The organism is Acidithiobacillus concretivorus, assembly GCF_018853445.1.
GTDB lineage: Bacteria > Pseudomonadota > Gammaproteobacteria > Acidithiobacillales > Acidithiobacillaceae > Acidithiobacillus > Acidithiobacillus concretivorus.
Genome location: NZ_JABELD010000017.1, coordinates 67,680 through 92,289 on the forward strand (window position 1 = coordinate 67,680; position 24,610 = coordinate 92,289).

The 24,610-nt window shown below is 50.0% G+C and carries 25 protein-coding genes and 1 tRNA gene; 11 read left to right on the top strand and 15 right to left on the bottom strand.

The features are described 5' to 3' along the window. Entirely contained in the window at positions 1-984 is a 984-nt protein-coding gene (locus tag HJG40_RS02675) for an SIR2 family protein (RefSeq protein ID WP_031574598.1), read from the bottom strand. A gap of 355 nt (positions 985-1,339) precedes the next feature. Here HJG40_RS02675 and HJG40_RS02680 point away from each other — a divergent pair, with 355 nt between their 5' ends. Further along, complete coding sequence (locus HJG40_RS02680; RefSeq protein WP_215862766.1) at positions 1,340-2,458, top strand: hypothetical protein; 1,119 nt, start codon at positions 1,340-1,342, stop codon at positions 2,456-2,458. 588 nt (positions 2,459-3,046) lie between these two features. Here the strand turns inward: HJG40_RS02680 and mobF are convergent. Then, positions 3,047-4,174: a MobF family relaxase gene (mobF, locus tag HJG40_RS02685; protein ID WP_215862767.1), complete on the bottom strand. Its 1,128-nt coding sequence runs from the start codon at positions 4,172-4,174 to the stop codon at positions 3,047-3,049. A 539-nt stretch (positions 4,175-4,713) separates the two neighbouring features. Here mobF and HJG40_RS02690 point away from each other — a divergent pair. From HJG40_RS02690 to HJG40_RS02700, 3 genes are read left to right on the top strand one after another with little or no spacing between them, the layout of a single operon-like run. Further along, positions 4,714-5,037 (top strand): hypothetical protein, encoded by a 324-nt coding sequence (locus HJG40_RS02690; RefSeq protein WP_215862768.1) that lies wholly within the window; start codon positions 4,714-4,716, stop codon positions 5,035-5,037. Positions 5,038-5,070: 33 nt separating this feature from the next. Continuing rightward, the gene (locus tag HJG40_RS02695; protein WP_215862769.1) at positions 5,071-5,799 is read left to right on the top strand and encodes a hypothetical protein; all 729 of its coding nucleotides are present in this window, start codon (positions 5,071-5,073) and stop codon (positions 5,797-5,799) included. A gap of 44 nt (positions 5,800-5,843) precedes the next feature. Beyond that, positions 5,844-6,563 (top strand): hypothetical protein, encoded by a 720-nt coding sequence (locus HJG40_RS02700; protein ID WP_215862770.1) that lies wholly within the window; start codon positions 5,844-5,846, stop codon positions 6,561-6,563. A gap of 183 nt (positions 6,564-6,746) precedes the next feature. Here HJG40_RS02700 and HJG40_RS02705 read toward each other — a convergent pair whose 3' ends face one another. After that, positions 6,747-7,205: a hypothetical protein gene (locus HJG40_RS02705; protein WP_193639821.1), complete on the bottom strand. Its 459-nt coding sequence runs from the start codon at positions 7,203-7,205 to the stop codon at positions 6,747-6,749. Positions 7,206-7,910: 705 nt separating this feature from the next. Between HJG40_RS02705 and HJG40_RS02710 the strand changes: the two genes are divergently transcribed. The 6 genes from HJG40_RS02710 to HJG40_RS02735 all read left to right on the top strand — a co-directional run bounded on the left by HJG40_RS02710 (position 7,911) and on the right by HJG40_RS02735 (position 11,675). After that, positions 7,911-8,165 carry a hypothetical protein gene (locus tag HJG40_RS02710; protein ID WP_065973958.1) on the top strand — a complete coding sequence of 85 codons (255 nt, stop codon included), beginning with the start codon at positions 7,911-7,913 and terminating at the stop codon, positions 8,163-8,165. Between the two features lie 16 nt (positions 8,166-8,181). Further along, positions 8,182-9,474 (top strand): DUF2130 domain-containing protein, encoded by a 1,293-nt coding sequence (locus HJG40_RS02715; protein ID WP_193639823.1) that lies wholly within the window; start codon positions 8,182-8,184, stop codon positions 9,472-9,474. Between the two features lie 2 nt (positions 9,475-9,476). Next, positions 9,477-10,370, top strand: coding sequence for a phospholipase D-like domain-containing protein (locus tag HJG40_RS02720; RefSeq protein WP_215862784.1), 894 nt, complete (start codon positions 9,477-9,479; stop codon positions 10,368-10,370). Positions 10,371-10,750: 380 nt separating this feature from the next. Next, a complete protein-coding gene (locus HJG40_RS02725; RefSeq protein ID WP_193639825.1) occupies positions 10,751-10,966 on the top strand; it encodes an antitoxin MazE family protein in 216 nt (71 codons plus the stop codon). After that, positions 10,963-11,286: a type II toxin-antitoxin system PemK/MazF family toxin gene (locus HJG40_RS02730; protein WP_193639826.1), complete on the top strand. Its 324-nt coding sequence runs from the start codon at positions 10,963-10,965 to the stop codon at positions 11,284-11,286. The genes HJG40_RS02725 and HJG40_RS02730 overlap by 4 nt, the downstream gene beginning before the upstream one ends. Further along, positions 11,286-11,675, top strand: a complete 390-nt coding sequence (locus tag HJG40_RS02735) for a helix-turn-helix domain-containing protein (RefSeq protein ID WP_193639827.1) — start codon at positions 11,286-11,288, stop codon at positions 11,673-11,675. Before HJG40_RS02730 ends, HJG40_RS02735 begins: the two co-directional genes overlap by 1 nt. Positions 11,676-11,698: 23 nt before the next feature. On the opposite strand, the gene HJG40_RS02740 is transcribed toward HJG40_RS02735, so the two are convergent. Both HJG40_RS02740 and HJG40_RS02745 read right to left on the bottom strand, forming a co-directional pair. Then, positions 11,699-11,974 (bottom strand): hypothetical protein, encoded by a 276-nt coding sequence (locus HJG40_RS02740; protein ID WP_193639828.1) that lies wholly within the window; start codon positions 11,972-11,974, stop codon positions 11,699-11,701. A gap of 386 nt (positions 11,975-12,360) precedes the next feature. Continuing rightward, positions 12,361-12,450: transfer RNA gene (locus HJG40_RS02745), tRNA-Ser, on the bottom strand. A 232-nt stretch (positions 12,451-12,682) separates the two neighbouring features. Here HJG40_RS02745 and HJG40_RS02750 point away from each other — a divergent pair. Then, positions 12,683-13,240, top strand: coding sequence for an SCP2 sterol-binding domain-containing protein (locus HJG40_RS02750; RefSeq protein WP_226856925.1), 558 nt, complete (start codon positions 12,683-12,685; stop codon positions 13,238-13,240). Positions 13,241-13,338: 98 nt separating this feature from the next. Here the strand turns inward: HJG40_RS02750 and gatB are convergent, their stop codons facing one another. The 10 genes from gatB to hpnK form a co-directional block, all read right to left on the bottom strand. Next, the gene (gene gatB, locus HJG40_RS02755; protein ID WP_226856927.1) at positions 13,339-14,778 is read right to left on the bottom strand and encodes an Asp-tRNA(Asn)/Glu-tRNA(Gln) amidotransferase subunit GatB; all 1,440 of its coding nucleotides are present in this window, start codon (positions 14,776-14,778) and stop codon (positions 13,339-13,341) included. Beyond that, on the bottom strand, positions 14,775-16,247 hold the full coding sequence (gatA, locus tag HJG40_RS02760; RefSeq protein WP_215862771.1) for an Asp-tRNA(Asn)/Glu-tRNA(Gln) amidotransferase subunit GatA: 1,473 nt from the start codon (positions 16,245-16,247) through the stop codon (positions 14,775-14,777). Before gatA ends, gatB begins: the two co-directional genes overlap by 4 nt. A 12-nt stretch (positions 16,248-16,259) precedes the next feature. Then, entirely contained in the window at positions 16,260-16,547 is a 288-nt protein-coding gene (gatC, locus tag HJG40_RS02765; protein ID WP_215862772.1) for an Asp-tRNA(Asn)/Glu-tRNA(Gln) amidotransferase subunit GatC, read from the bottom strand. Between the two features lies 1 nt (position 16,548). After that, positions 16,549-17,352 carry an MlaA family lipoprotein gene (locus HJG40_RS02770; protein ID WP_215862773.1) on the bottom strand — a complete coding sequence of 268 codons (804 nt, stop codon included), beginning with the start codon at positions 17,350-17,352 and terminating at the stop codon, positions 16,549-16,551. Further along, positions 17,352-18,005: a hopanoid biosynthesis-associated membrane protein HpnM gene (locus HJG40_RS02775; protein WP_215862774.1), complete on the bottom strand. Its 654-nt coding sequence runs from the start codon at positions 18,003-18,005 to the stop codon at positions 17,352-17,354. The genes HJG40_RS02770 and HJG40_RS02775 overlap by 1 nt, the downstream gene beginning before the upstream one ends. Before the next feature lie 40 nt (positions 18,006-18,045). Then, positions 18,046-19,149: an adenosyl-hopene transferase HpnH gene (hpnH, locus tag HJG40_RS02780; protein WP_215862775.1), complete on the bottom strand. Its 1,104-nt coding sequence runs from the start codon at positions 19,147-19,149 to the stop codon at positions 18,046-18,048. A gap of 107 nt (positions 19,150-19,256) precedes the next feature. Beyond that, positions 19,257-20,099 (bottom strand): ferritin-like domain-containing protein, encoded by an 843-nt coding sequence (locus tag HJG40_RS02785; protein WP_215862776.1) that lies wholly within the window; start codon positions 20,097-20,099, stop codon positions 19,257-19,259. Next, the gene (locus HJG40_RS02790; protein ID WP_215862777.1) at positions 20,096-21,109 is read right to left on the bottom strand and encodes a lysylphosphatidylglycerol synthase domain-containing protein; all 1,014 of its coding nucleotides are present in this window, start codon (positions 21,107-21,109) and stop codon (positions 20,096-20,098) included. Before HJG40_RS02790 ends, HJG40_RS02785 begins: the two co-directional genes overlap by 4 nt. Positions 21,110-21,112: 3 nt before the next feature. After that, positions 21,113-23,818, bottom strand: a complete 2,706-nt coding sequence (locus HJG40_RS02795; RefSeq protein WP_215862778.1) for an MMPL family transporter — start codon at positions 23,816-23,818, stop codon at positions 21,113-21,115. Further along, on the bottom strand, positions 23,799-24,610 hold an 812-nt coding region (hpnK, locus tag HJG40_RS02800), incomplete at its 5' end, for a hopanoid biosynthesis-associated protein HpnK (protein WP_215862779.1). The genes hpnK and HJG40_RS02795, both read right to left, overlap by 20 nt.

Consider the following 24,610-nt stretch of genomic DNA (forward strand, 5'->3'; position numbering starts at 1 on the left):
TTACAGTAGATTTTCCATGTCATTCAGATCCTGCAACACCATGGGGCTAGAAGCAGGAATCTGTTCAGCGAACGCCTCCAGCACGTCCACAATCTGTTCCCGATCTTTCTCATCACGCAGAAACGGGAGAAGCACAACTCCACAGTCATGCCGGTAGTAGTTGCTTAAATGCTCTACTAATTTCGATTCGTGAGAAAAAAATCCCTGAAGGAGGTAGTGCCGGTCCTCCACGCGGCCGGTTTCGGACGCCCGGCGTGCCTGCATGATAATCTGTTCAAGGATTTCATACTCCTCCAAACCATAGCCAACGAATAACACGGACCTCATACCGAAGAGATTCTTCAAGAACGTCAGGACTTGGTTTTCGTCACCGTCACGATCGTTTGCGTAATGATGCATGTAATCAGCCATAGTAAGGACCATACTGTCCAGGTCCTTCATACAACCGTGCAAATGGATTACAGTGTTCGGCTGAAACATATTCACAACAAAGTCGTATTTTCTACAGACCGCATTCATCTGCGTTGGGCCGTTTGGAATTTGTGGCTGGGCTGATACCGTGTCGACGATAGGCGGCTCTGGAGCCTTCATTTTATCGAGCCACTCGTCATAATTCGTAGTCACAAATGTTGTTCCCAGACTCAACAATGCACGGTGAAGGCGGTCTCCCATTTCTTTCTTGGTTTGGTCGTCCGTATGTAATAGTTTAGAATAATCTATTAGATGCTCGAATTGCTTAGCGAGACTTTGAGCCAAGGAAAGTTTTACGCGCGGGGTTAAGTGACGGAGTAGTTCAACTTCAGCGTAAGTAAGCCGACCAGCGCCGACGAGTTGTTGTAGGAGTCTATCAGCAAACTCCTTCCATCCGGGACTACCTGCAAGGCGGGACGCTCCCGCACCCACGAAAGGGATCAGAACGCCTCGTTGCGCGGCGTCACGAAGTCCTGGTGGGATTTTAGGGATCCGCTCTATTTTTGTGTCCACATATCGTCCTTGGCGGCAGATACAGAATAATGTTCCCTTACGACCCCGGTCACAAATGATTGTTACTGTCCTATAGTAACCGTCCCCAGTCCGCACGGGAAGGACCGCTTCCGCTGCTATCTCGTCGTTCACTTTCACAGATCAGAAATGCCGCACCACCTAGGTAGCAAATGTGATAACTCGTCATAAACCATGATGCGACCCGTTACCGCACAGAACGACACCTATTGTGAACGATTCCGTTCAGCCTTTTTTGCACAATGTCTTTTTTAACGCTGTCTGTCACCGTTTTGCAGAACGATGGCTGCATAACCTATAATGCAGTTCGTTCAAAAGCCCTGTCCTAGAGGAATGCATGCCTATCCGCCCCTACCCCATCCCCATGGATAACTTCCGCAACGTGCTGACGCTTTCCCCGCTCAGCCTGGTCGAAATAGCGCGCAGATTCGGGATCAGCCGCAGCAATCTGATGGGCTTGCTCGGAGGCAATCGCACGCTCAGTGATGACAGACTCCTGCAGTTGGTGAAATGGGTGGGGCTGGTAGGGGCGAATTCCCTGCACCTGGATTCTGGCATTCATTTTTGGAAAATTGCTTCCGAAACACAAATGGAAGCATTTCTGCATCTCCCCACAGGGATATTGCCGGAATCCTTACGCTGGAGTCTGGTCCTGGAGTTTCCGCCACTGGATCGGGACTGGATACACCTCAAGGCCGATATCGGCGAGCAATGTTGGGTTTTGCTCTCCGTCCGGCCGGTCTTTTTTGCTTTGCTGCGGGACCGCCTTCCGGGCATTGGTCGCCCAGTAACGCTGATGTATTTACAAAAACCGCTGAAACAAATCCTTGCCGATACCAGTAATCCGGGTTTGGCGGTTGCGTGGGCGAAGCAGCCGCAAACCCTGACTTTGGTAGATGCGCCCATGCGGGACACTCATGCAGCGGATTTGTCGGCCTGGATGGCTTGGGCACGGCAGAAGTTGGCCATCGACACCAGTGATATCAGTGACCAGATTTATCCACCAGTAACGGAATCCCCCGAAGGCGGACTGGACCCTGCGATTCCTTGTGATCAGGCCTGGAACCTCTTGGCACATCGTCTGGATGTTGCCGGTGCCGCGCATCCAGATACAGTTGATATCCCGATATTCCTCATGGAGCAATTCAGCGATTACCCTACTGGCATGGTGCGGATGGATCGGAACTGGTTGGGGGATACTCTGCTGGAGCTTGGTAAAAAAGGTCGGTTGCGCTGCTACGTCAGGGAAAATGGTGTAGAGAGCGTGATTGTGGCTTTGTCTGCAACGACACGCTGTGGATTACCGCCAGCCTGGGTTTCGTCTTCCGCGTCAGATCGTTACCTGATATGGCGTGATCAACATCTGGAAATCGCTGCGCAGATCGATTCCAATGACCATTGTATCGGACCGGTGGTGGCGGCCTGGCATCGCGCTACAACCTGTACGGTTCAATAGTATCCATCCAGCCTTCAGGGTTGGCGGACAGTAAACCGCTGATCTTGTTTCGGGCATACTCTGGAAGTTGAACATATTCCGAAAGGACTCTGGCTTTGGAGTCTAAATAGCCTGGAAAACCAGAGTGAAATGAGCAAATAATGATTGAACAGATGCACAGAAAACGGGCGCATTTCCACCTAACCTACTCATTATACTTGATTTTACTCGGAATTGGCCTTAAAGAAAAAACTATGCGACTCTGGCTTTCCCGTCTATATAGCCTGGAAAACCAGAGTACAAAGGCCAATGATGGTTGAGAATGGCGCGGGAACAAAGCCTGCTGTCAGTGCATAACGTGTCCAGCAATGGTTGGGGTTACCTTACCTAACACGGACTCAATCAGTTAGGTAGCCAAAAGCTATGCGGCAATCCTATGTTCCCGATTCTGTCATCAATCGTTCCTGTTTGTGTCACATGAATATGCTCATGCCATACAGGGAGTAAAGGGCGCGTCAGACGGTTATGCACGGATGGTTATAGTTCTTAGCTGTCATTTCAGTGAAGACCATGCTTCACTGGTTTTGTATTTCCATTTTATTCTCCCTGCTACCCAATATTGTCTGGTCCGAATGCTGATTGATAGTCATGACTGATGGCAACATCTTCACCAAAATCTGACGAGGAATGAACAGTAATATTGGTCACATCCATTCCGGTGCAGCTTTGTTGCTTTTGAGTTACTGCTGCACGTTTGGCGGCAGCGGCCCGAATACTGTCCAAATCAATGCCTGCATCATGTGCACGCTGCCGCAGCGCATCCTTCAAATACTTCTTGTCCACGTTTCGATCTTTGCTTACCCGTGTATTCAACACAGCGAAATCTTTTTGTTTGCGGGTGGCCTTTTTGGGATCAATGCCGCTTTTTAATAAATACGATTGGATTTGTTTTTTTCGCCCTGAGAAAGCATCTTCGGCTTCTCTGGATATACCCTGCACCCCAAAAGATAGGTGCTCTATACCTTTTTTATCACATTCCAGCCTCAGCTCCAGTTCATAGCCGCCCAACACCTGCATTTTGTTCATCAAGTAAGCCACTTGGGCATCACCCAGTGCATAGATTTTGCGACTTTTTTTTCCATAGTCGCTCCGCAAACTGGCCCACTGGCCATCGGCTCTTTGGATAAGATTGGGAATCACTACATGGACATGCAGTTGGGGATCGATGATTCCATCGGCGGCTCTGGCGGTTTCATGCAGAAATCCAGCCGCTACAATAAGATCAGAAAACTCGGTAATCACGCCACCCTTCCCTTTTCTCGCGTGGGACATTTCCCTTGCGTAAAAATTTTCGATCGCTTGTTGCACAGATTCCAGCATCCATGCCTTAACACGTGAATCGTCAATGGACAGAATAGAGGCCGCTTTGGGCGCACTAAATGTCCAGTCCGAGCCCATTCGACGATTATTCTGATGGTTACCGCGTTTACTGATGTCATGTCCATCCATGGTGACACCATGTAGGAGTTTTTCTAGATCCGAGTTGTTGACATAGCAAGATAAGCCTTGGATGGCGGCACCGTTACCCATCCAAACGCCCTTAACGTTGCCATTTTCCGCATAATAGTTGCTAGTTTCATCTTCAGAAAAATGGACAGTCTGCGCTTTCTTTTGTTCAGAAACGTATTTTATTACACTTTCAGGAGTCCCTTTTAGGTGAGTTTCTTTCACGCTCATGATATCACCTCTCCTCTTCGTTTTTTATTACCGTAATTATGCAAAAAAACTTTTCGTAATTTTTATAATACCAAATTAAATTAAATGCACGAAGCTTAGGTAGGTTTATCCCGTTACCGTTCGATCACAGTAACGACACCAACAGGCTCAAGACACCAAGCATTATTGAAAACCCATCTGACCTCAAAATTCAGGATAAAACTAATAACAATGTCATGATTTTGGGTGGGTTTGTGTGTAGTTAACATATCTATATGTGTGTACAAAACTTATCGTTTAAATGCTGAACTATATGGAAAAACTACGGTATATGTGCGTTATGTGATGATTACCTAAAGATAAGATGCGCATTCTATACAGAAAACCTTCGGACCGATAATCCGAAAATCAACAGATAAATAAAGGATATTTAACGGCATAAAAAGAAAACACTGAAATTCTACAGAGAATGGCATCACATGCTTCGTTGAAGTGACTTTTATTGGTACAATATGTAATAAGAGATATTTTTGAAAAATACAGGAATAAAGGAGCCATGCGTGGATAAGTTAACAAAGCTGATTATCGACGGGCCTGACAAACGTTACACCATGAAGTCCATTGTTTTGAGTCGCTATAAAGACATTGATACTGCTAGAAAATTAATGCGGACATGGGATGACATTGCGGATGCTATCGGATTTACAGGGCGTGGGAAAGATGTGGCAGGTTGTTATTCGCGGGTCTCTATGGGCATCAAAAAGGGGAAGTTAATGGTACCTGTAAAAAAGCAAAAGACGAGTACAGGTCGTGGCTCAGATATTCATGACCGACCCATATCCAAATCAGGGATCATCAACTTGGACGATCCTGCCAATCAATGAGTTTTTTACCCTCTAATGAAAAGGAATCTTGTTATGCATAAAAAATTGATTATCAGCCATGGCGACAAGGGTGGCGTGGGCAAAAGCATTTTCTCGATGTTAACCGTCGATTATTTGCTCGATAGAAATTTATCTGTAGCCGTTGTGGAAGGAGACGTCGAGACAGGAGATGTAGCCAATCGTTATGAAGGCGTCGAGGGCGTCACCGTTTTCAGCGTGGATCTGGACAAATCGGGGCGCGATGCCGAAAACAGCATGACCGTTCTGTTCAGACATATTGAGCAGATGGGTTGCGAAAACGTGGTGATCAACGCACCTGCCAATGCAAAAAAAGCCTTCGACACGAATGCGAATTTGATACTGCCCGTTGCCCAGGATTTAGGATTTGAAGTATGTGTCGCTTGGATGATTGGTGTTGAGGAAGCCAGCGCAGAAATGTCATCACGGTCTCTCATTTGTAAAATGGCTGATCGTAAGATGGCCGTGGTGAACCGCCACGAAAGTGCCTACGATGCCGATTTCTCTTGGTTTACGCAACCGATTTACAAAGACACATGGATAAAAGGTGGCGGACTGGTTGGTGAGATTCCTGAACTGGCGTCGCGTGTTGCGAGCGTACTCAAAACACACAAAAATCGATCATTGGCCTCCTTGACAGGGGCGGATAGTCCTTTGTTTATCGTGGACCGTCAGTCTATTCGAAATTGGTTGAGGCAGTCGTGGGTCAATGCGGTGATTCCACTTATTGATGGCGGTGCCTGATGGGTCTATTAAACCGATCGGAATCCCCAGCATCTGAGATAGGCATGCACAAAACGGGCAAAGCTTCGTTGCACGCTGAAAGCGGGTATGATCTGGCAGAGCAATCCTTGCCCGATACCGATCATAAACTGCTCGCCCGGTGGGTACAGCAGTATAAAATATCAGCAGACGACCCCATGTATGGCGCGTATCTGTCTGCACGTGTGGCTTTTGATGGAGCCGCTGCCGCTGGTTATTCCTTAGAAATCATCAAAACCGCTCTGACGTCCATCCCGACCAAGATACAAAAAGCCGTCATTGCAGGGGCCGGCGATATCCAGGGGCACTTGGATAAAGCCTTTGACATCAATGTAATCAAATTGGAAAAAGTGATTAGTCATGGACTAGAGCGGGGTTCTTCATCGGCATTGATCGCCTTGAATACGGCCACCCAAAACCTGAAAGACGCTGCGGCCGCCGTAGACAAAAATATGAATGCGGCCATTGCTCAAAAGCAGGACAAAGTCATCGACCACTGGGTAGATACCGGCGCCGACCTCTTGAACATCACCGTACGGGAAGCGGTTTTGAAACAGCGCGTCCTGAACGTTTCCTTTATTTTAGGGGTGATGTTAACCGCAATTGTGTTAGGTGCTGTGCTTTGTTATGAATACCTCTCCTTGACCCATCGCATTACGCCATCGACCATTATAGTAAATCAAGGCACGGGAAAACTGGAATGTAGGGTCTCACAACACGGCGCCAATTTCTGCGAAATTCGCTAAGTTATGAGCGCTGTCTGAAAAATTTTACTTGAATGCGATGGATACAACATGCTGATCACAAGATTCCCTATTCGGCCAGCATACGGCCATAAATTAGCCGTAATAAACGAACAAGCGGGAACCCCATCATCAATAACAGGTTCATGACCGATCACAGACGTCACCGGCCATGATAAAGACGGCTCAACTATTTTCTTTGTCTTGGCCTATATCCAGTTCATCTGAATCGTAGAAATAAACAGGTAGACGTTTCAGAGGCCGCTGCCAAGCTTTAAACCCAAAGGGAGGCAATGATTGCGCATATTTATCTACTGACCAATACTCTAGAATAGTTCCATCTGGATTAGTTTTAATCTCAGGTTTGGGGATCAGTGAGGTTTCAATCCCAAGATCGTAACCAGCAGCATCAGCAAGACAAGGAAAATTGAAAGCGATCACCGAGTGAATGTGCCGTGCAAGCTGACGCCACAGACTGGTACTCAGCCAAGCATATCCTGCATCCGGATTTTCTAATTTTCCCACCCACCAGTTTATCAGATGCAGAGGATCAAAAGCTTCCTCACTACCCGTTTCCAACAAATACAAACGCATCAATACGGCACCCATCGGGGTCTTATACACATTTTCAATTCCTTTTAACATGACATTCTCCTTTACCAATCATCAAAACACGATCTACAATCAACCCAATAACAAATTATAACTCTTTAAGTAAAATAAAAAAATTTTTCTACTGACCTACTACTATAATCTATTTTTTCACTTGTACGAAACACCTTCAAGACATTTTCCAGACCGTCAACCTATTACAAACCAGAATGATGCTGACGTTGTGGTGATTTAATGAAAATACGCTTTTAAATGGGATTATAAAACTTCCTTGATGCCTTATCCGGAATTGCAAGCCAGCTCGTTCAGATTTTTTCGTGGGATACACATTGTACCCAATGGCCTATTTTATAAAGTCTTTGATCGCCATATAAGGGACACATTAACCACATGAAAAAATGATTCATCGAAGGTTCTTCATTGAGCAGCTTTCAGCCTGTTTTGTTCCAAATGGAATTCATTCAGGACATGATTTACGGTAGGCATTTACACCATGTCAACTACCTCAGCTTCCAATGAGACATACTCTTTTGGGGCATCGATGAATTTTACATAGATGATCTGCAATAAGGTATCGGCCAGAAGATACAGCAAGTAACTTCCTATAGTGGTGGTACATTTGGCACGCTACGAATAAGATGGGCGGTGTTGACTATCGCTTATTTAGGGTAACATATAGACCTGTAGTCGCATCCCGATTAACGACATCTTTCCGCAAATCAGCAAAGGAGTACCATCATGTTTGGATTTGGAGAAAAGCCCCAGGAACAGCAAACTGCCACTTGTCCATGCTGCCAGACGCCCATGCAGGATATGGGTGCCCATGGCATTCGTATGGGAGGTTTAACCGGTCTGGGTGGGGCCGCATTGGGCATGTTCGCCGGGCAGATGGCCGATGATGGCGAGGAAGCCTTCGAGAAGAAACTCAAGGTACAGGTCTTTGTCTGCCCCCAGTGCAGCGAGATTTCCTTCAAATATCATGGCGGGCTTTAAACGGGAGTGAGTCAGCATGCATGAGATCATTTGCCCCCATTGCCACAAAACTTTCAGCTTGGACGAAGCGGGATACGCCGATATTCTGAAACAGGTTCGGGATGCGGACTTCGATAAGCAGATCCATGAGCGTCTCGCGCTGGCTGAAAAGGAAAAGCAGAACGCTCTGGCCCTCACCCGGGCTGAATCCCTGGCAGAAGCGCAGCGTGCCGAAGCCGCCAAGGATGCAGAAATTGCAAAACTCAGGGAACAGATAGCTTCCATCAACAAACTCGAATCGGTCAATCTCCAGAATGCCCTGCAACGCCTTCAGGCAGAAAAGGATAGGGAAATTCAGTCGCTCAATGCCAAACTGGAAGCCAGCCAGACCCATCAGCAACTGGCCGTTAGTATGGCTGTCCGGAACATAGAAAAAGAGCGCGACACGCTGAAAAACAGTCTCGATCGGGTAGAGCTTGAAAAGCACCTGGCGGAAAAATCCATCACCGAACGTTTTGAAATGCAGATCAAGGACCGCGATGCAGCCATTGAACGCTTGCGTGACATGAAAGCCAAACTCTCCACGAAAATGGTCGGAGAAACCCTGGAGCAGCATTGCGAAATTGAATTCAATCGAATCCGGGCCACAGCATTCCCTTACGCCTACTTTGAAAAAGACAATGACGCTCGGGCGGGTAGTAAGGGTGACTATATTTTCCGGGATTATGACGAAGCCCAAACGGAAATCGTATCCATCATGTTCGAGATGAAAAACGAAAATGACCAGACGGCCACCAAGAAGAAAAATGAAGACTTTTTGAAGGAACTGGACCGTGACCGTACAGAAAAAGGTTGCGAATACGCGGTACTGGTTTCACTCCTGGAATCCGATCACGAACTCTATAACAGCGGCATTGTGGATGTATCTCACCGCTATCCGAAGATGTACGTCATTCGGCCGCAGTTCTTCATCCCCATGATTACCTTGCTGCGCAATGCGGCCATGAAAGCGCTCCAGTATAAGACCGAGCTGGCCCTGGTGCGCACGCAAAATATAGACATTACAAACTTTGAAAACGATCTGGAGAGCTTCAAGGATGCATTTGGAAGAAATTACGACTTGGCATCCAGAAAATTCGCCACGGCGATTGATGAGATCGACAAATCCATTGATCATCTACAGAAAACCAAAGAGGCGCTGCTGGGCGCGGATCGGAATCTGCGCCTGGCCAACGATAAGGCCCAGGATGTAACCATCAAGAAACTCACCCGGAAAAATCCTACCATGGCCGCCAAATTTGCCGAACTGGAAAACCCAAAAGAAGGATAATGATGCCGCTCTATATTGAACCCCATGCGGGACCTGCACCCATTGTGCAGCTGATACGATCAGCCCACCACTCGGTCAATGTCGGGGTCTATTATCTCTCCGACCATCCTATTCTCCGGGCATTGAAAGCAGCCCATGCGCGCGGTGTGGATGTGCGCGTTATCATTGAGGGTAAGCCTTATGGCATGAAACCCTGGCAGGTGCGTAAGGAAGAACGGGAGATCGAGGCGACGGGTGCCACTTTACATCTGGCCCCTTACCGCTTTACCAGTCATGGGGATCACTATGCTTTTCTCCATGAAAAGTTTGTCTGTTCAGGCCATGAATGCGAAATTGGTACGGCGAACTTCGATTGGAGCGCATTCGATCGCAATAGGGAGTACCTGTATGTCACGAAAGATCCTGCCGTGGTCAAGGCGGCCAACGCTGTTTTCCATGCAGACTGGAATAATCGACGGGCTCCGGCCTATGCACATCAGATTCTGGTTCTTTCTCCGGGCACGTCTGCCGCGCAAATCATCGGTGTCATCCAGCAACCGGGACCGATAGACATCGAAAGCGAGGAAATGGGTCCATATCGCCCGACACTGGAGGCTATTGCCCGAAAAGGTGCTCTGGCCAGAGTCATCCTGCCCGCCAGTATCAACGCCCAAGACAAGCAAGATGTAGCCTTTCTGCGCGCACATGGGGTTCAGGTACGCTTGATACCGGTGAAGCCGGTTTACATGCACGCAAAGGCCGTGATTTCCGGAAATGAGGCATTTATAGGCTCCGAGAATTTCACGGAGACATCCTTAGAGGGCAATCGAGAAATGGGGCTATTGCTGCATGGTCGTCCGGTATCGGAACTGCAGGCCCAATTTAATCGGGATTGGACCAGATCTGCACATGGCTAAGCGCGAAACGAACTTAAAGGCCCCCCAGTTCGGGGTTGGAGGTCATTTAAGGACTAACTCTGACAAAGAAACTACTGCGGAGCGCAAAGAATCCAAAGGGGATGTACGATCTCCAGATATGGCCTCAGCGAACGCTACTCCGTCATTCTGGTACCCCAAGGATCTTGATCTCCCGGAGAAGACTGCGCCCAAAATGGCTTTCAAGACAGCTCCTAAAATCGCGGAAAAGCGCACGGTGGAAGTTATTGTGCGAAAAAAGCAGAATTTTAGCCTCTAGTCGCGCTTAGGACTTCTACGATCAGGTTATTTTCAGGGAATTGTTGCCTGCGATGCTGCTGTCATATAACCTGTTTCATGTAACTTTAATGAGGAGATGATTTATGACCACTGCACATGTGAACATGCGGGTTAAAAAACATCGAGACGCCTTGCGTGCCGCAGGGTTGAGGCCAATTCAAATTTGGGTGCCAGACACCCGTCGTCCAGACTTTGTGGAGGAATGTCGTCGTCAGTGTCTTGTTGTGCGGAATGACCCGCAAGAAAAGGAGGTGATGGACTGGCTTGAAGCGGCAGCAGATAAGGATGGGTGGGTTTGAAAAGGGGCGCTATAGTCGTTGTTGCCCTACAAGGTGACTATGGCAAGCCCCGCCCGGCGCTGGTTGTTCAGTCTGAAATGTTCTCGACATTGCCCTCCGTGACAGTTCTCCCCATTACCAGCGATCTCAGAGATGCGCCGCTTTACCGTATCGGCATTGAGGCATCACCGGAAACCGGATTGCACAAGCCTTCACAAATCATGGTGGATAAATCGCAGACTATCCCTCGCGAGAAAATAGGCCAGATAGTCGGGCACTTGGACGATGGGATGATGGTCTCTGTGAATCGGGCGATGGCTCTATTCCTTGGCTTTGCCTGATGGAACATTGGCGTAATGTTGCGCCTCTGCTGGTCCCGCCAGCCGATGACGCAGATTATCAATCACTGGTGGAATCTCTGGATGCCATTCTGGATGCGGGGGGCGCGGATGAAAATAGTCCTCTGGCTGGACTGGCCAGCATGATCGGATATTTGATCGAAAAGTACGGAGCTCAAAATTACCCCATGCCCAGTGCTATGAGCAGCCAGGAAGTTTTGGCATTCTTAATGGCACAACATCATCTCCGACAATCCGATTTGCCCGAAATTGGAAATCAGGCAAAGGTTTCGGACGTGCTTTCAGGCAAGCGTAAGATCAATCTTCGTCAGGCGAACGCCTTGGCAAAACGGTTCGGCTTGAGCATTGAAGTATTTGCAGGAACCGATTAAAAAATAATTCGCGTGTCAATCGCCTACGCCGGGTTGCAACACTTATCAGACTGTAGCGGTCGGTTCTGGATGTATTCCCCTAACCATGCCTCATCCCGCCATGCACATTCCCGCACCATCACGGCCAGCATTTTTTGTATCCGGCTGGGTGGAACATTTTTGACCCATCGACAAAACCGGGCATCTTTCGCATAAAAACCGACCATCGTACTCACATCAATCGCATAAGCCGGGCTGAGAACGTGCATCTCCACATGATGAAAAACGTTTTTAGCCATCGCATGAATATCCGTTTTCATATAATCCCCCTTATTTTCCTTATGGGATCATAACACAAAACGTTAGGCTTGGACGTCTATTTTTACGAGGCGACTTCTCCCAACCGGTGAGGTCATGGAATCGTGTGTGGATAGATGTATCAACGGTAGCTCAATTATCTTGCTCCATTCGTATCATCTGGATGGGCAACCGTTCTCCCTCTGCATTTTCCGACGGCATCGGTACCACAGGGTCTCGGAATGATAAAAAACCTGATGTTCCATCTTGCCAATAAACCCACGACTTGTAATCACAACCCAAGTGAGTCTCGATGAAGAAGAATTTTTGCAGGGTAAGATCGGAGGTAAGATAAACTTACTTTAAAATTATTTATTTATTTTTAATTCAATTGGTTAGCATATCTAATTGGCGGAGGCGGTGAGATTCGAACTCACGAGGGGCGCAAACCCCTGCCGGTTTTCAAGACCGGTGCATTCAACCGCTCTGCCACACCTCCGTGCCGCTGGAGTTTAACCAAAGCCCGGGCAAATGTGAATGCCTGCCAACACGCCAGCCAACTTCACGCCACACAAAAACACACCCTATCGGTACACCAGAAGCACACTATCTGCTTATTTTCTAATTGTTTATCACCAAATTAAAAATACCTTGGTTTCCGCAAGACCAAACCCGGTCTATACTCAAGAGATGCTCAATGGGAGCATTCCATAGATATGGCGGAGGAGAAAATGATGTTTAAAAAAATGATGATGGCGACGGTTTTAGGATTGGGGCTCGCCGGTTCTACGATGGCAATTGCAGCAGATACAAGCACTTCCGCAACGGATAGTAGCGCCACAGCAGCTGCATCTACAATCCCCGCTTTCATGTCTCCGGCTTGGGCCAAGGAGCTTTGCACAGCATGGAACAATAACCCGACGCTGACCGAAAAACTCGCGGGGTCGTGGATCAAAAATAATGGTGGCAAAGGCTATAAAATCATGGAGGTCTCTGACTCCAGCATGAAAACCACGCCGCCTATTCAGCTCGAAATCGCCGCCAAAGACGGTAAGGCCGAATGCACCTATGGTGGCGCCATTAAGGTTGCAGACCTGAATTACAACTATGACTACAAAATGTGGGCAACGACTCATGACTGGCATCACATGGGCTCACCCGCAATGGCCATGATGTTTGGGCGCCTCAACTTCAAGGGCCCGAAAATGGAAGCCATGGAAAACATGGGTCCGTTCTCCGAGTTTCTGAAACTGGTTAAGGACGTACCCGCTACTGTTCCGGCTTCCTGAACACACACCGTAAAATTGTCATACAAAAAAGGGGGCCATCTGCTGGCACCCTTTTATAATGAACGGATATTACCCCGTAAAACCACTACTTCAAAATGTTATTCCGGTTTCTGGAGCCGTTCCAGCAACAAGGCATTTACCTGATCAGGATTAGCTTTACCCTGACTGGCTTTCATTACCTGGCCGACAAAAAAGCCCAGAAGCTTATCCTTACCCGCCCGGAAACCCGCAACCTGCTGGGGATTGGCAGCAATAATTTCATCGACCATAGCGGCAATGGCTGACACATCGGTAATCTGACGCAGGCCACGACTATCAATAATGGCATCAATTTCACCACCCTGGTGAAAAATTTCTTCGAATATTTCCTTGGCAATTTTCCCGGAAATAGTTTTATCTTCAATACGCTGCACCAACAGGCGTAATTTTTCGGCAGAAACCGGGCAATCCTGAATTTCGACTCCCGCTTTATTCAAAGCTCCGAGCAAATCACCCATGACCCAGTTGGCCGCCAGCTTACCTTCCACGCCATCCGCCACACTCTCGTAGTAGTCGGCAAGATCGCGCCCGGCGGTCAACACGCCAGCATCATAGGCTGAGAGCTGATAGGCCTGCATGAAGCGTTCGCGCTTGGCATCCGGCAGTTCAGGCAGGCTCTGACGGACTTTTTCGATGCGAGCCTCCTCCAGAACCAGAGGCAACAAGTCAGGATCAGGAAAATAACGATAATCGTTGGCTTCTTCCTTGCTGCGCATCGAGCGGGTTTCATCACGGTTGGCATCATACAGGCGCGTTTCCTGAACAATGCTGCCACCGCTCTCCAGAATATCCTTTTGGCGCAGAATTTCATATTCAATGGCTTTTTCCAGAAACCGGAAAGAATTCAGATTCTTGATTTCCGCACGGGTACCAAAAGGGGCTCCGGGACGACGCAGGGAAACGTTTGCATCACAACGGAACGATCCTTCCTGCATATTTCCGTCACAAATTTCCAGGTAGCGTACCAGCGCATGCAGTTTCTTCAAGTAAGCCACCGCTTCCGCAGACGAACGCATATCCGGTTCGGAAACAATTTCCAGCAGTGGCGTCCCAGCGCGATTCAAATCAATACCAGTCTGCCCGACAAAAGCCTCATGCAGCGATTTACCCGCGTCTTCCTCCAGATGTGCGCGGGTGACGCCAATGACTTTCTCAGAACCATCCGCCATCTGTACCGTCAACTGCCCTTTGCCGACAACTGGCAACTCGTACTGACTGATTTGATAGCCCTTGGGCAAATCCGGATAAAAGTAATTTTTCCGTGCAAACACACTATGCCGATTCAGTTCAGCACCAATCGCCAGACTCAAAGCAATAGCTTTATCGACGGCTGCGCCATTCAAAACCGGCAATGCGCCCGGCATGGCCAGACAAACCGGACAGGTATGACTATTGGGTTCTGCACCAAAAGTCGTCGGACAGCCGCAGAATATCTTGGTGGCCGTGTTGAGTTGAGCATGGACCTCCAGACCGATAACCACTTCCCAGTCCATACTCATGCCTCCCCCGCTTTCAAGTTTGGCCGTGCCCGATGCCAGTCCGTTTCCTGTTGATATTGATGCGCTACATTTAACAATAAATCGTCAGCAAAATAATCTCCCATCAACTGCATGCCAATGGGCAAGCCGGATTGGGTGAACCCACAGGGCAGACTAAGGGCTGGAATCCCTGCCAGATTCACAGCAATAGTATAAATATCAGCCAGATACATGGAAACCGGATCAGCGTTTTTGGCACCCAGTGCAAAGGCAGGTCCTGGCGTCGTAGGACCGACAATGACATCTACCTCAGCAAAAGCGCGGCGGAAATCTTCGCGAATCAGACTACGCACCTGCTGAGCCTTGAGATAGTAGGCATCATAATAGCCCGCAGAAAGGACATAAGTGCCGACCAGAATACGGCGCCTTACTTCCTCACCAAAGCCTTCATAACGGCTCTGCCGATACAAGTCATCGAGGTTTTCACCTACGCTGCTGCGATGGGTATAGCGCACTCCGTCAAAACGCGAGAGGTTACTGGAAGCCTCAGCCGGTGCCAGGACGTAATAGGTACTGACCGCATGGGGGTTATTGGGTAAGCGAATCGACTGAATGGATGCGCCTTGTCTGGCTAACTGCTCTATTCCAAGCTGCACGGCAGCAGCCACTTCCGGATCCAGTCCCTCGCCAAAAAATTCTTCGGGCACACCGACGCGCAATCCCTGCAAAGGACGATCCAGCCCTCGCAGAAAATCACTGGCAGCGGCTGGATGACTCGTAGAATCACGAGGATCATGAGCCGCCATCGCATTCAGCAGCAAAGCACAATCCTCGGCGGAACGGGCCATCGGTCCCGCCTGATCGAGACTCGAAGCAAAAGCAATCATGCCATAACGGGAAACTCGTCCGTAGGTGGGTTTAATTCCGGTAATACCGCAAAGTGCTGCCGGTTGGCGAATGGAACCACCGGTATCTGTGCCCGTTGCCACCGGCACCAAACCCGCAGCTACCGCCGCTGCCGAACCACCAGAAGACCCTCCGGGTACCATTGCTGTATTCCACGGATTACGGACAGGCCCAAAATAGCTGGTCTCATTGGAAGAGCCCATGGCAAATTCATCCATATTGAGCTTACCCAGCATCACCATGCCTTCTGCGGCCAAACGCTCTACGACAGTGGCACTATAAGGAGCGACAAAGTTTTTCAGCATTTTCGACCCGCAGGTAGTGGGTAAATCTGCCGTACAAAAAATGTCCTTATGGGCCATGGGCAACCCCAGCAGCGTTCCGCTTTCACCTTTTGCCAAGCGATCATCAGCCCGAGCAGCAGATTCCAGGGCAGTAGCTTCGGTCACCGTTACAAAAGCATTCATTTCCGGGTTTAAGGTATGGATACGCTGGAGCAGGGTTTGCGTTAGCTCTCGTGCAGAGAAATCCCGTTTTTGCAGACCCTCGCGGAGTTGTCGCAGGGAAAAATCGTGGAGGTCCAAATGCTGCTCCTGTTATTCGATGACTTTGGGGACGAGAAAAAGCCCGTGCTCGGCGGCCGGGGCACTGGCCATCAGGCGTTGGCGTTCATCTTGATTGGAAACCTGATCCGGGCGCAGTGGCTGCTCCAGATCCAGAGGGTGCGCCATAGGTAAAACTCCCTCTGTAGGTATGGCACTCAACTCCTCAACGAGTGACATGATTTTTTCCAGTTGACTGGCCACTGCTGGCACTTCTTCCTGGGGTAGGGCCAGGCGGGCCAGATGCGCTGTACGGCGCACTGCATCCTGATCAAAAGCCATATTAATGTATTCCTTTCGTGTTGGCGCTGGATTCATTGCCGGCCTTGGTCGTTCCAGCAGGCGGAGGTAAAGACAGACCTTCAAGCAACTGGCTTTTACTGACTACTCCGCCGCTGATCAAATACTGTTCATGCTGTTCCCAGGCATTACGCATAAACTGATAAGGATCCACTGCCTCCTGAACCATGCGGATTTTCGGACCATCCACATAGCCCGTATTAATCACACCCATGCCACTCAAGGCATATTGGGCAGGGGTACTGGTGATATAATAAGCGGGGCCGGTAAACATGACCATGGCGAGGCCCGGCAAACTCCGCAACGAACTGGGTCCATAAAAGGGTAATACCAGATAGGGCCCCTGTGGCACGCCCCAAACCCCAAGCGTCACCCCCAGGCTATTGTCGTGCATGGGTAAATCCAGCTTGTCTGCGACATCAATCAAACCACCCACACCAAAGATGGAGTTGACCATGAAACGGCTCATATCCTCCATACCCTGTTGTACCCGACCTTGCAGAAAATCGTTAATAAAAATGTAAGGCATGCCCACGTTGGAAAACACGTTACTGACGCCCGCCCGGACAAAGCCCGGAGTCACCGCCTTGTAACCCGTAGATACCGGCTCAAGCACATAATCATAAAGTCCCATATTCACGTGGAACATGGCATGATTAAAGGTTTGCAAAGGCGGCCGACCGGATCCTGACACGTCGGACCCGGGACCATTCACCGTAGCGCAGCCTGATAGTGCCAGCAAGGAACTGGCAAAAATACCGCCGAGCAGCCAACGCCAACGAACCATCAATTTTTACCGCTCGCGTACTGAGCGATTTGCGCTTTTAAGTGCGCAATCAGCGCCGGAAATCCCTTACTTTTTATGGTTTCGTTGTATTCAGAACGCTTCAGGGACAAATCACTGACCCCGTCGGCAACCACATTCACAATACGCCACTGGCCATCCTGTTGCTGGAGCAGGTAATCAAAACGATGGACCTTACCATTGCGCATGGTCAGCGTACTGAATACGCCCTCAGTTCCGGGCTGCATGGTTTCACTATTGACGACCGCAAAATGCTCGCCTTCATAATTGTCAAAACGGGCCGCATAAGTGGCTGCAGTATAGTCCGCCAACACACCTACAAATTGTTTTTGTTGCGCGGGTGTCAGTTTGGACCAGTGGCTACCCAGAGTCAGGCTGGCAATTTTGTCAAAATCATAAACCTTCCCGACCACCGGAGACACGACGGCATAACGGCCCTGATAACCCATTTTGCTGCCGCCCTGCATGGCTTTCAGCAAGGCTGCATCGAGCGTGTCAATAGTGGCTTTTGGCGTCACCGCGTTGGCTGGCGCAGCCGCCGAAGCTGGCGCGGCAATAGCAGCTGAGGCTGAAATCATCGGCGACATGGACAAAGCCACTACCGCCGAAAGCAGCACGGCATTTCTCATAAGCATAAAACCTCCCTGTTAGCCTGTTTGGACGGCCGATCGCTTATTATCGTTCAACCCGTAACGGGAAAACCGGATGATCGGATCCCTGTGAAGGGGGAATGGTTGGCATATCCGGGGCCATAGGACCTTTCGTACGCGGCCCACGTAAGGCCACTTTAAGGGCCCGCAAGGGGTGCGCAAACGTGTCATTGACCGCTGTCGGTTCAAAACCGGAATGAACCTGACACTGATCGCACTTGCGGTTAACCCCAACGCCGTATTGATCCCAGGGCGTCGTTTCCATCATTTCCTGATAGGTCTGCGCGTAACCTTCGCTCACCAACAGGTAGCAAGGTTTCTGCCAGCCAAAAATATTGCGGGTGGGGTTTCCCCAAGGCGTACATTGGTAATTCTGGTTGCCCGCCAAAAAGTCCAGAAACAGACTGGACTGATTGAACGTCCATTTCGCCTTGCGCTCCTTACCAATACGAAAAATATCCCTGAACAACTGCCGGGATGCGCGCCGTTGAATAAATACTTCCTGCTGAGGGGCTCGCTCATAATTGAAGCCGGGAGAGATCGTCACGCCCTCTACACCCAAGGCCTTGCAATCATCCAGGAAATTAGCCACTTCTTCCGCACCTTCACCCTGAAAGAGGGTGCAGTTCACGGTTACCCGAAAGCCTTTTTCAACCGCTTCGCGGATAGCCACTGCTGCCCGCTGGTAGGTCCCCGGTTGACAGACTGAATCATCATGGCGGTGTTCATTACCATCCAGATGAACAGAAAATGTCAAATACGGAGAAGGCGTATAATCATCCATACGTTTTTTCAACAAGAGCGCATTGGTGCACAAGTAAACGAAGCGTTTGCGTTCTACCAAACCCTTCACCACTTCCGGCATATCCTTGTGAATCAATGGTTCTCCGCCGGCAATGGAAATAATAGGCGCCCCACATTCTTCTGCTGCGCCAATGCATTCTTCCACCGACAAGCGTTTATCCAGAACATCATCTGGGTAATCGATTTTTCCGCAACCCGCGCAGGCCAGATTACAACGAAACAACGGCTCCAACATCAGGACCAAAGGATAACGCTTACGCCCCCGCAATTTCTGCGAAACAATATAGCGACCTACCTTATAGCTCTGAATTAAAGGAACACCCATAATATCAATACCCCCACCTGATGGCTGTCAAGCCCGTGAACAAATAACAACATTATTGGCCTAAGTATAACATACCAAAGCGTATGCGGGACAAGCACACCGAAAAATCAGGCGGCTTTCCCTCGGGAAAGAAAGAAAAACAGTATATTGGCAATACGCGGTGCCAATTTTGGACGCAGCAAACGGGCATCATAAGCAGCAAAACGGCGTGCGTTTTCGGCCCGGCATAATGCGAGCAACTGTGTCAGGTTAATGTCGCTACTCACCTGTTCATGACCAGTCATGGTAAAATTTTCATCCTGATGGTCATTCAGGCCCCTTGCCGTTTGAATCCGCGCCCAGGCTTGCATGCTGATGACCTGGATACGGTGATATTCCAGAACAATTTTTTTCCAGAACGGCAGGCGCCGACGGTGCCACTTTAACCAGTTGATGAAAAAAATGATGTGTCGCGCTTCTTCCTGCATGACCGGCTCAAATATCTTGACCAACTCAGACGGAAAAAAACCCGAGTTTTTGGCCGCAGCAAATAGTCCAAAAGCAAAATAGGAGTCCAGACATTCGCCATATCCCGTAAATAGAAACTCCCAGTAGGGATCCCGCAAGGGCGGCGGCGGCGGCGCTGGAGGTATCTGAATATTGTAATGTTTCACCAATGCCTGCAGCAATTCCGAATGCCTTTGTTCTTCCTGACCATCCAGGGCCACAGCAGCACGCACTACGGGGTCGGTTTCCCGTGCCGCCATACTCTGAACCATCCGCGCGGTGATACTTTCCGTCGCTACCGCCTCACCCCAGAAAGGCAAAGATTTAACCCGCTGTTCCGTGGCAGCATCGAGTTCCGGCCAAGGCATATTTGCAGGATCAAAATACACATGCGTATCGTGCATGAACTGACAAAACAAATCACGATGCTGCTCAGAACCCAGCTCTATGGCCATTGCCGTCATAAAACCCCCTCTTTCCCGGTTGAAACCTGTAACCACCTTCGCCGCATATAATGACTTTCTGATGCAGCCCATGACAAGAGGACCGGAACACCCAGAAATAGTTCACGCAAACGTCGGGCCAAAGCATAAGCCAGGGCCAGATCTGGACCGATACCGACTACCGCTCCAAACAGCATGAAACCGCCCTCCTGAATCCCAATGCCTGCCGGCACCACAAATGCCACACTACGCAAAGCCTGTCCCAGACTTTCGAGGAGCAAGGCCGCCCAGAAAGGCACCGGATGGTGCAGCAGCCAAAAAGTAAAAACAACCTCAAGAGTGCCCGCAAAAAGCCCGGCTAATTGCCAAAAGTTGGCCACTAGCAAAGCGCGTCCCTTGTCGTAAAAACTCCGGATTTCCGCATCCAAAAGGTGCGGATCGCCGATAATCCCCATAAGATCATAACCACCAAGCATGCGTTTACTGATGTTCTGCACCAGCGAGAACAAGCCTTTATGTTTTTGCAGCCAGAAAAAAATAACCAGCACCGGAATCGACAGGAAAAGAAACCCCAGAACTTCGAAAACCAGGAGGTGATTGCTGACTGCGAACAGCAACACCACCACGCCCAGCAAAGCAAACAAGAACTGACTCATCAGAGTCAAAGTGATCTCAACCATGACACTGGCACCAGCCACATAGGGCGAAACACCGGATTGACTGAGCATTCGGATTCCCAGCAGTTCACCACCTATCCGTGCTACCGGCAATAAACCGTTCACCGATTCGCGAATCAGGGCCAGCCATAACAAAAACCCAAAGGAGGCACGCGCCTTGCCGCGTAACAGCCACTTCCAGCTCAAGGTATCCAGAGCCAGCGGCAGCAAATGAAAAGGGAGCAACCAGAGCAGTCCCCAGCCAGCCACGGCGAGTACCGCCATAATCTCGGCAAAACCGGCATGCTGCACCAGATAAACAGCCAGGGCCAGACCCAGCAGTCCAGCGAGCAGAATGAACATTTTCTGTTTCAAAGTTTAGCTGCCTTCATCCTGCTCTATGCCCTCTTCGCGGGGAGAAGGCGTAAACAGCAGCATCAGCGTCGGCAAAATAATCAATATACACAAGAGCACAATAGACAACGCCAGACTCAGTGCCTCACCAAGACTTGACATACCCGGATCACGGGATACGGCCATACTACCAAAAGCACTGAGGGTGGTTAGACCACTGAAAAACACCGCCATTGGTGTCGAGGTTCCCAATAAATGGGCAACATCCACGCCATTACGCCAGCGCACCACAATATAAATGGCGAATGCCACACCCAGGCCAATCAGGAGGGGTAGAACAATGATATTACCCAAATTGAAACTCAAGCCCAGCAGACTCATAGCGGCGACCGTAAACAGCGCCGCCAGCAGCAAAGGAATCATGATCAGCAGCACATCCCGATAACGGCGCAAGGCCAAAAGCAGCAAAATACTGATACTTGCCAGCGCAATGTAGGTAGCCTCCTGAAAGGCACCAAGAACCGCTTCTCCACCTTGCACCAGCATCACCGGGGTTCCAACCGCCTTGGGCTCAACCTTGAGCACACTCTGGACAAACTGATACATGGCCTGATTACTACTCAGATTGGCCTTGGGGAAAATCTCTACGCGCGCCTGACCTGCCGCACCCACATAACGATCCTTGAGCGCTGCTGGCAGGGTTTGCAAATTGACCGGTCCGGCAGACAAAGCCATGCCCAGTTGCTTGAGCTCTCCGGGTAAAGTGCCCATCACACTATTCTGCAAAGCATTCATGGCGGCAGGCTGTTTTCCCTGCTCTTGCAAAAAAGCCTGAAGATGATCAGCCAACCGTCCAGTTATTTGACCATCTGCAGACGTCTGACCATCCTTGACGGCCAGCGCGCGCAAATCTTTGACCAGTTTATCCAGCTTTTTGCGCGTATCCGCAGCGGGCGGCGTCAATGCGGTCGGCATCATCAGTGAAAAGGGGGGCACCAGAATCTGCAGATTCTGCAAAATGGCCAGCTTCTTGGATTGATCTTTGGGAATATAACTTTCCACTGTCAGCGCCCGCGCCACCGTCGGCAACTGCTCGACGCGCCGGGCCACGGCCTGAGCAGCGGCAATATTGGGCGTGAGCACTTCCATCCGGTACGGAGCAGTATCGGGATTGGCCAACAGTTTTTCAAAGACTTTCACACCCTCGGCGTGACTATCAATCATGTGTAGTGGATTAAAGTCAAAAGTAGTACGCAAAGCCAAGGGAATCGCCGCAACGGCGAGTATCGTCACCAAGCCCAATATCCAGTAGGCATAGCGATGAATTGGATGTTTTGCCAGCGTTGGAACCATCGTAAAATGCGGATAATTAACAACCCGATGTTGTCCGTTTACAGCAATGGGCCATAAGGTCAAATAAGCTGGCAAAAAAGTCAGGGTCAGCAGCAGCGCAATGAGCATGCTGGTACCAGAAATCAGCCCAAGATCGACAATTCCGGCATAACTGGTAGGCACAAAGGCGTAAAAGCTCAGTGCCGCAGCCACAGAGGCCAAACCCAGCGCTGTTCCCATACCCTGGGTCACTCGATGCATCGCTACCCGATGAACCGCGCCGTTGAATAATTCTTCGCGATAGCGCAAACAGAATTGAATGCCGAAATCGACACCCAACCCAATGAACAAAATAGCAAAAGCCACAGATATGAGGTTAAAGGGGCCAACGAAAAACAAGGCCCAGGCCGTCGTCAGAATAATGCCCGATACCAGCCCGATCAGCACACCAGTTACCAATTTCACCGAGCGCAGGGCAATGCTCAGCAGAATAATTTCCAGACCCAGCGTCAGCGCCAGGGATTCACCAGCACCATGACTGACGGTCTGGAGTTGCTCCGCATCAAGAACGGCCCCTCCGGTCACACCAACACTGACGCCGTGGGCGGCATTTAACTGCAAACTCTGCAAACCTGCTTGCAAGGTCCGGATGGCCGCCTCGGCAGGCTGTAAGGAATGATAATTCATGGCCGGCTGAATAATGACAAAGCGCTGGGCAGGACCCAGCTTAGCCAGGTCCCCGCCCATCATTTCACTCCAGGAAAGCTGGTACGGCTTATCCTCCAGGCGGGCTTTCACGGCCTCACTCAACGCCGAAAATATAGCCGTCATGCCCGGTAACTGCACACCATTATTCAGCCTTTGACTGATGGCCATGCTCAACAAGTCACTTAGACCGCCGAGACTAGGATCTGCAGACAAACGGGCGATCAGAGGCTGGGCATTGGTAATACGATCGGCAAAATCCTTTACTTTTTCCGGAGATAAATAGAGCAGGCCATTCCGCTCAAAAAAACTCCCCCCGCCCGGCACATACACACTATGAAACATCTTCGGACGCGCGTGTAGCCAGTTCTCCAGACGCGTAACTGCCGCATCGCTACTCTGCGGATTTTTCCCCTGCAGAACCACCACAATAGTATGCTGGTCCTGGGAAAATACCTTGTGATATGCCACCTCGCGTTTTTGAAAGGGCAGATCACGAGACAAGGCATGGCTGGTATTGGTATCTACTGCAAAGTGCGTAAACGCATAAAACAGAGCCAACAAGGTGCCAATCAGCACCAACCCCATCACCCAAAGAGCGCGGCGCACCGAAAAATCGACCACCTGCACAAAAAATTGCGCAATGGATTTTCCGATACTTTCCAGGAATCGTTCAGCCGCCGGTGAAATCACTGAATCTACCTCTTACAATCTGATGATTACGCAAATACTCCCCCACCCTGGGGCTCAGCAGGGCGGCATATTCTGCCTGGGGCTCATAATCAGGCATGAGCGTACGCAGTAAAGGACTCTGGGTGGTGGCCGGATGAAAATAAATTTCCACCAAAGCCTTCTCTGGCAGACAGTTCAGCAAACCCAGCAGACGCGACTCGGTCATATGTCCGGTGGCATCCAGACCGCAAAGCAAATCATTGTAAAGCAGTCCACGCTTATCCAGTTGACGGCGCATTCTCGCCAACCAGGGACGCAAAAAAAAAGCCCAGAAGGCCGGTGCGAAGCCACGCGCACCACCACACCGCGCCACCGCCAGTGACTCCCAGGGGAGACGCACGGCCCGCAGTCCAAATGCTTCCCCAATATCCAGCATCAGGCTTAACACCGTAGGATGCAAATGCAGATGTTTGTGGGCGTTGGCATGATCCAGCACCAAGCCGGTGTCTGCAAAGGCGGCAAACTGTGCACGAATTTCTGCCGCCAACTGCCTGCGCACCTTGGGCAGAAAAAAATAACGCACACCGCGCAACCATAAATCCGCTGCAAAACGACCGTGAGCATCCACCAGATCGGGTACCTGTTCCGCCGGCAACAGCGGCGCTCCATCCACCAAAGTCAGGTGCAAACCGACACCCAGCCCAGGCAAACTTTTCGCCCGGCGTATGGCATCAGCCGCCGCCGGAGCCCCCACCATAAGACTGGCGGTGGTCAGCACACCCTTCTGATATGCTGATTCCACCGCCTCATTAA

Coding starts and splice junctions, on each gene's coding strand:
- HJG40_RS02785 (WP_215862776.1), bottom strand. CDS start 20,099: ATGACGGCAATGGCCATAGAGCTGGGTTCTGAGCAGCATCGTGATTTG.
- gatC (WP_215862772.1), bottom strand. CDS start 16,547: ATGGCTTTTGATCAGGATGCAGTGCGCCGTACAGCGCATCTGGCCCGC.
- HJG40_RS02715 (WP_193639823.1), top strand. CDS start 8,182: ATGCATGAGATCATTTGCCCCCATTGCCACAAAACTTTCAGCTTGGAC.
- gatB (WP_226856927.1), bottom strand. CDS start 14,778: ATGAGTATGGACTGGGAAGTGGTTATCGGTCTGGAGGTCCATGCTCAA.
- HJG40_RS02705 (WP_193639821.1), bottom strand. CDS start 7,205: ATGTTAAAAGGAATTGAAAATGTGTATAAGACCCCGATGGGTGCCGTA.
- HJG40_RS02695 (WP_215862769.1), top strand. CDS start 5,071: ATGCATAAAAAATTGATTATCAGCCATGGCGACAAGGGTGGCGTGGGC.
- HJG40_RS02680 (WP_215862766.1), top strand. CDS start 1,340: ATGCCTATCCGCCCCTACCCCATCCCCATGGATAACTTCCGCAACGTG.
- HJG40_RS02740 (WP_193639828.1), bottom strand. CDS start 11,974: ATGAAAACGGATATTCATGCGATGGCTAAAAACGTTTTTCATCATGTG.
- HJG40_RS02735 (WP_193639827.1), top strand. CDS start 11,286: ATGGAACATTGGCGTAATGTTGCGCCTCTGCTGGTCCCGCCAGCCGAT.
- HJG40_RS02720 (WP_215862784.1), top strand. CDS start 9,477: ATGCCGCTCTATATTGAACCCCATGCGGGACCTGCACCCATTGTGCAG.
- hpnH (WP_215862775.1), bottom strand. CDS start 19,149: ATGGGTGTTCCTTTAATTCAGAGCTATAAGGTAGGTCGCTATATTGTT.
- HJG40_RS02725 (WP_193639825.1), top strand. CDS start 10,751: ATGACCACTGCACATGTGAACATGCGGGTTAAAAAACATCGAGACGCC.
- HJG40_RS02770 (WP_215862773.1), bottom strand. CDS start 17,352: ATGGTTCGTTGGCGTTGGCTGCTCGGCGGTATTTTTGCCAGTTCCTTG.
- HJG40_RS02700 (WP_215862770.1), top strand. CDS start 5,844: ATGCACAAAACGGGCAAAGCTTCGTTGCACGCTGAAAGCGGGTATGAT.
- HJG40_RS02710 (WP_065973958.1), top strand. CDS start 7,911: ATGTTTGGATTTGGAGAAAAGCCCCAGGAACAGCAAACTGCCACTTGT.
- HJG40_RS02775 (WP_215862774.1), bottom strand. CDS start 18,005: ATGCTTATGAGAAATGCCGTGCTGCTTTCGGCGGTAGTGGCTTTGTCC.
- mobF (WP_215862767.1), bottom strand. CDS start 4,174: ATGAGCGTGAAAGAAACTCACCTAAAAGGGACTCCTGAAAGTGTAATA.
- HJG40_RS02750 (WP_226856925.1), top strand. CDS start 12,683: ATGATGTTTAAAAAAATGATGATGGCGACGGTTTTAGGATTGGGGCTC.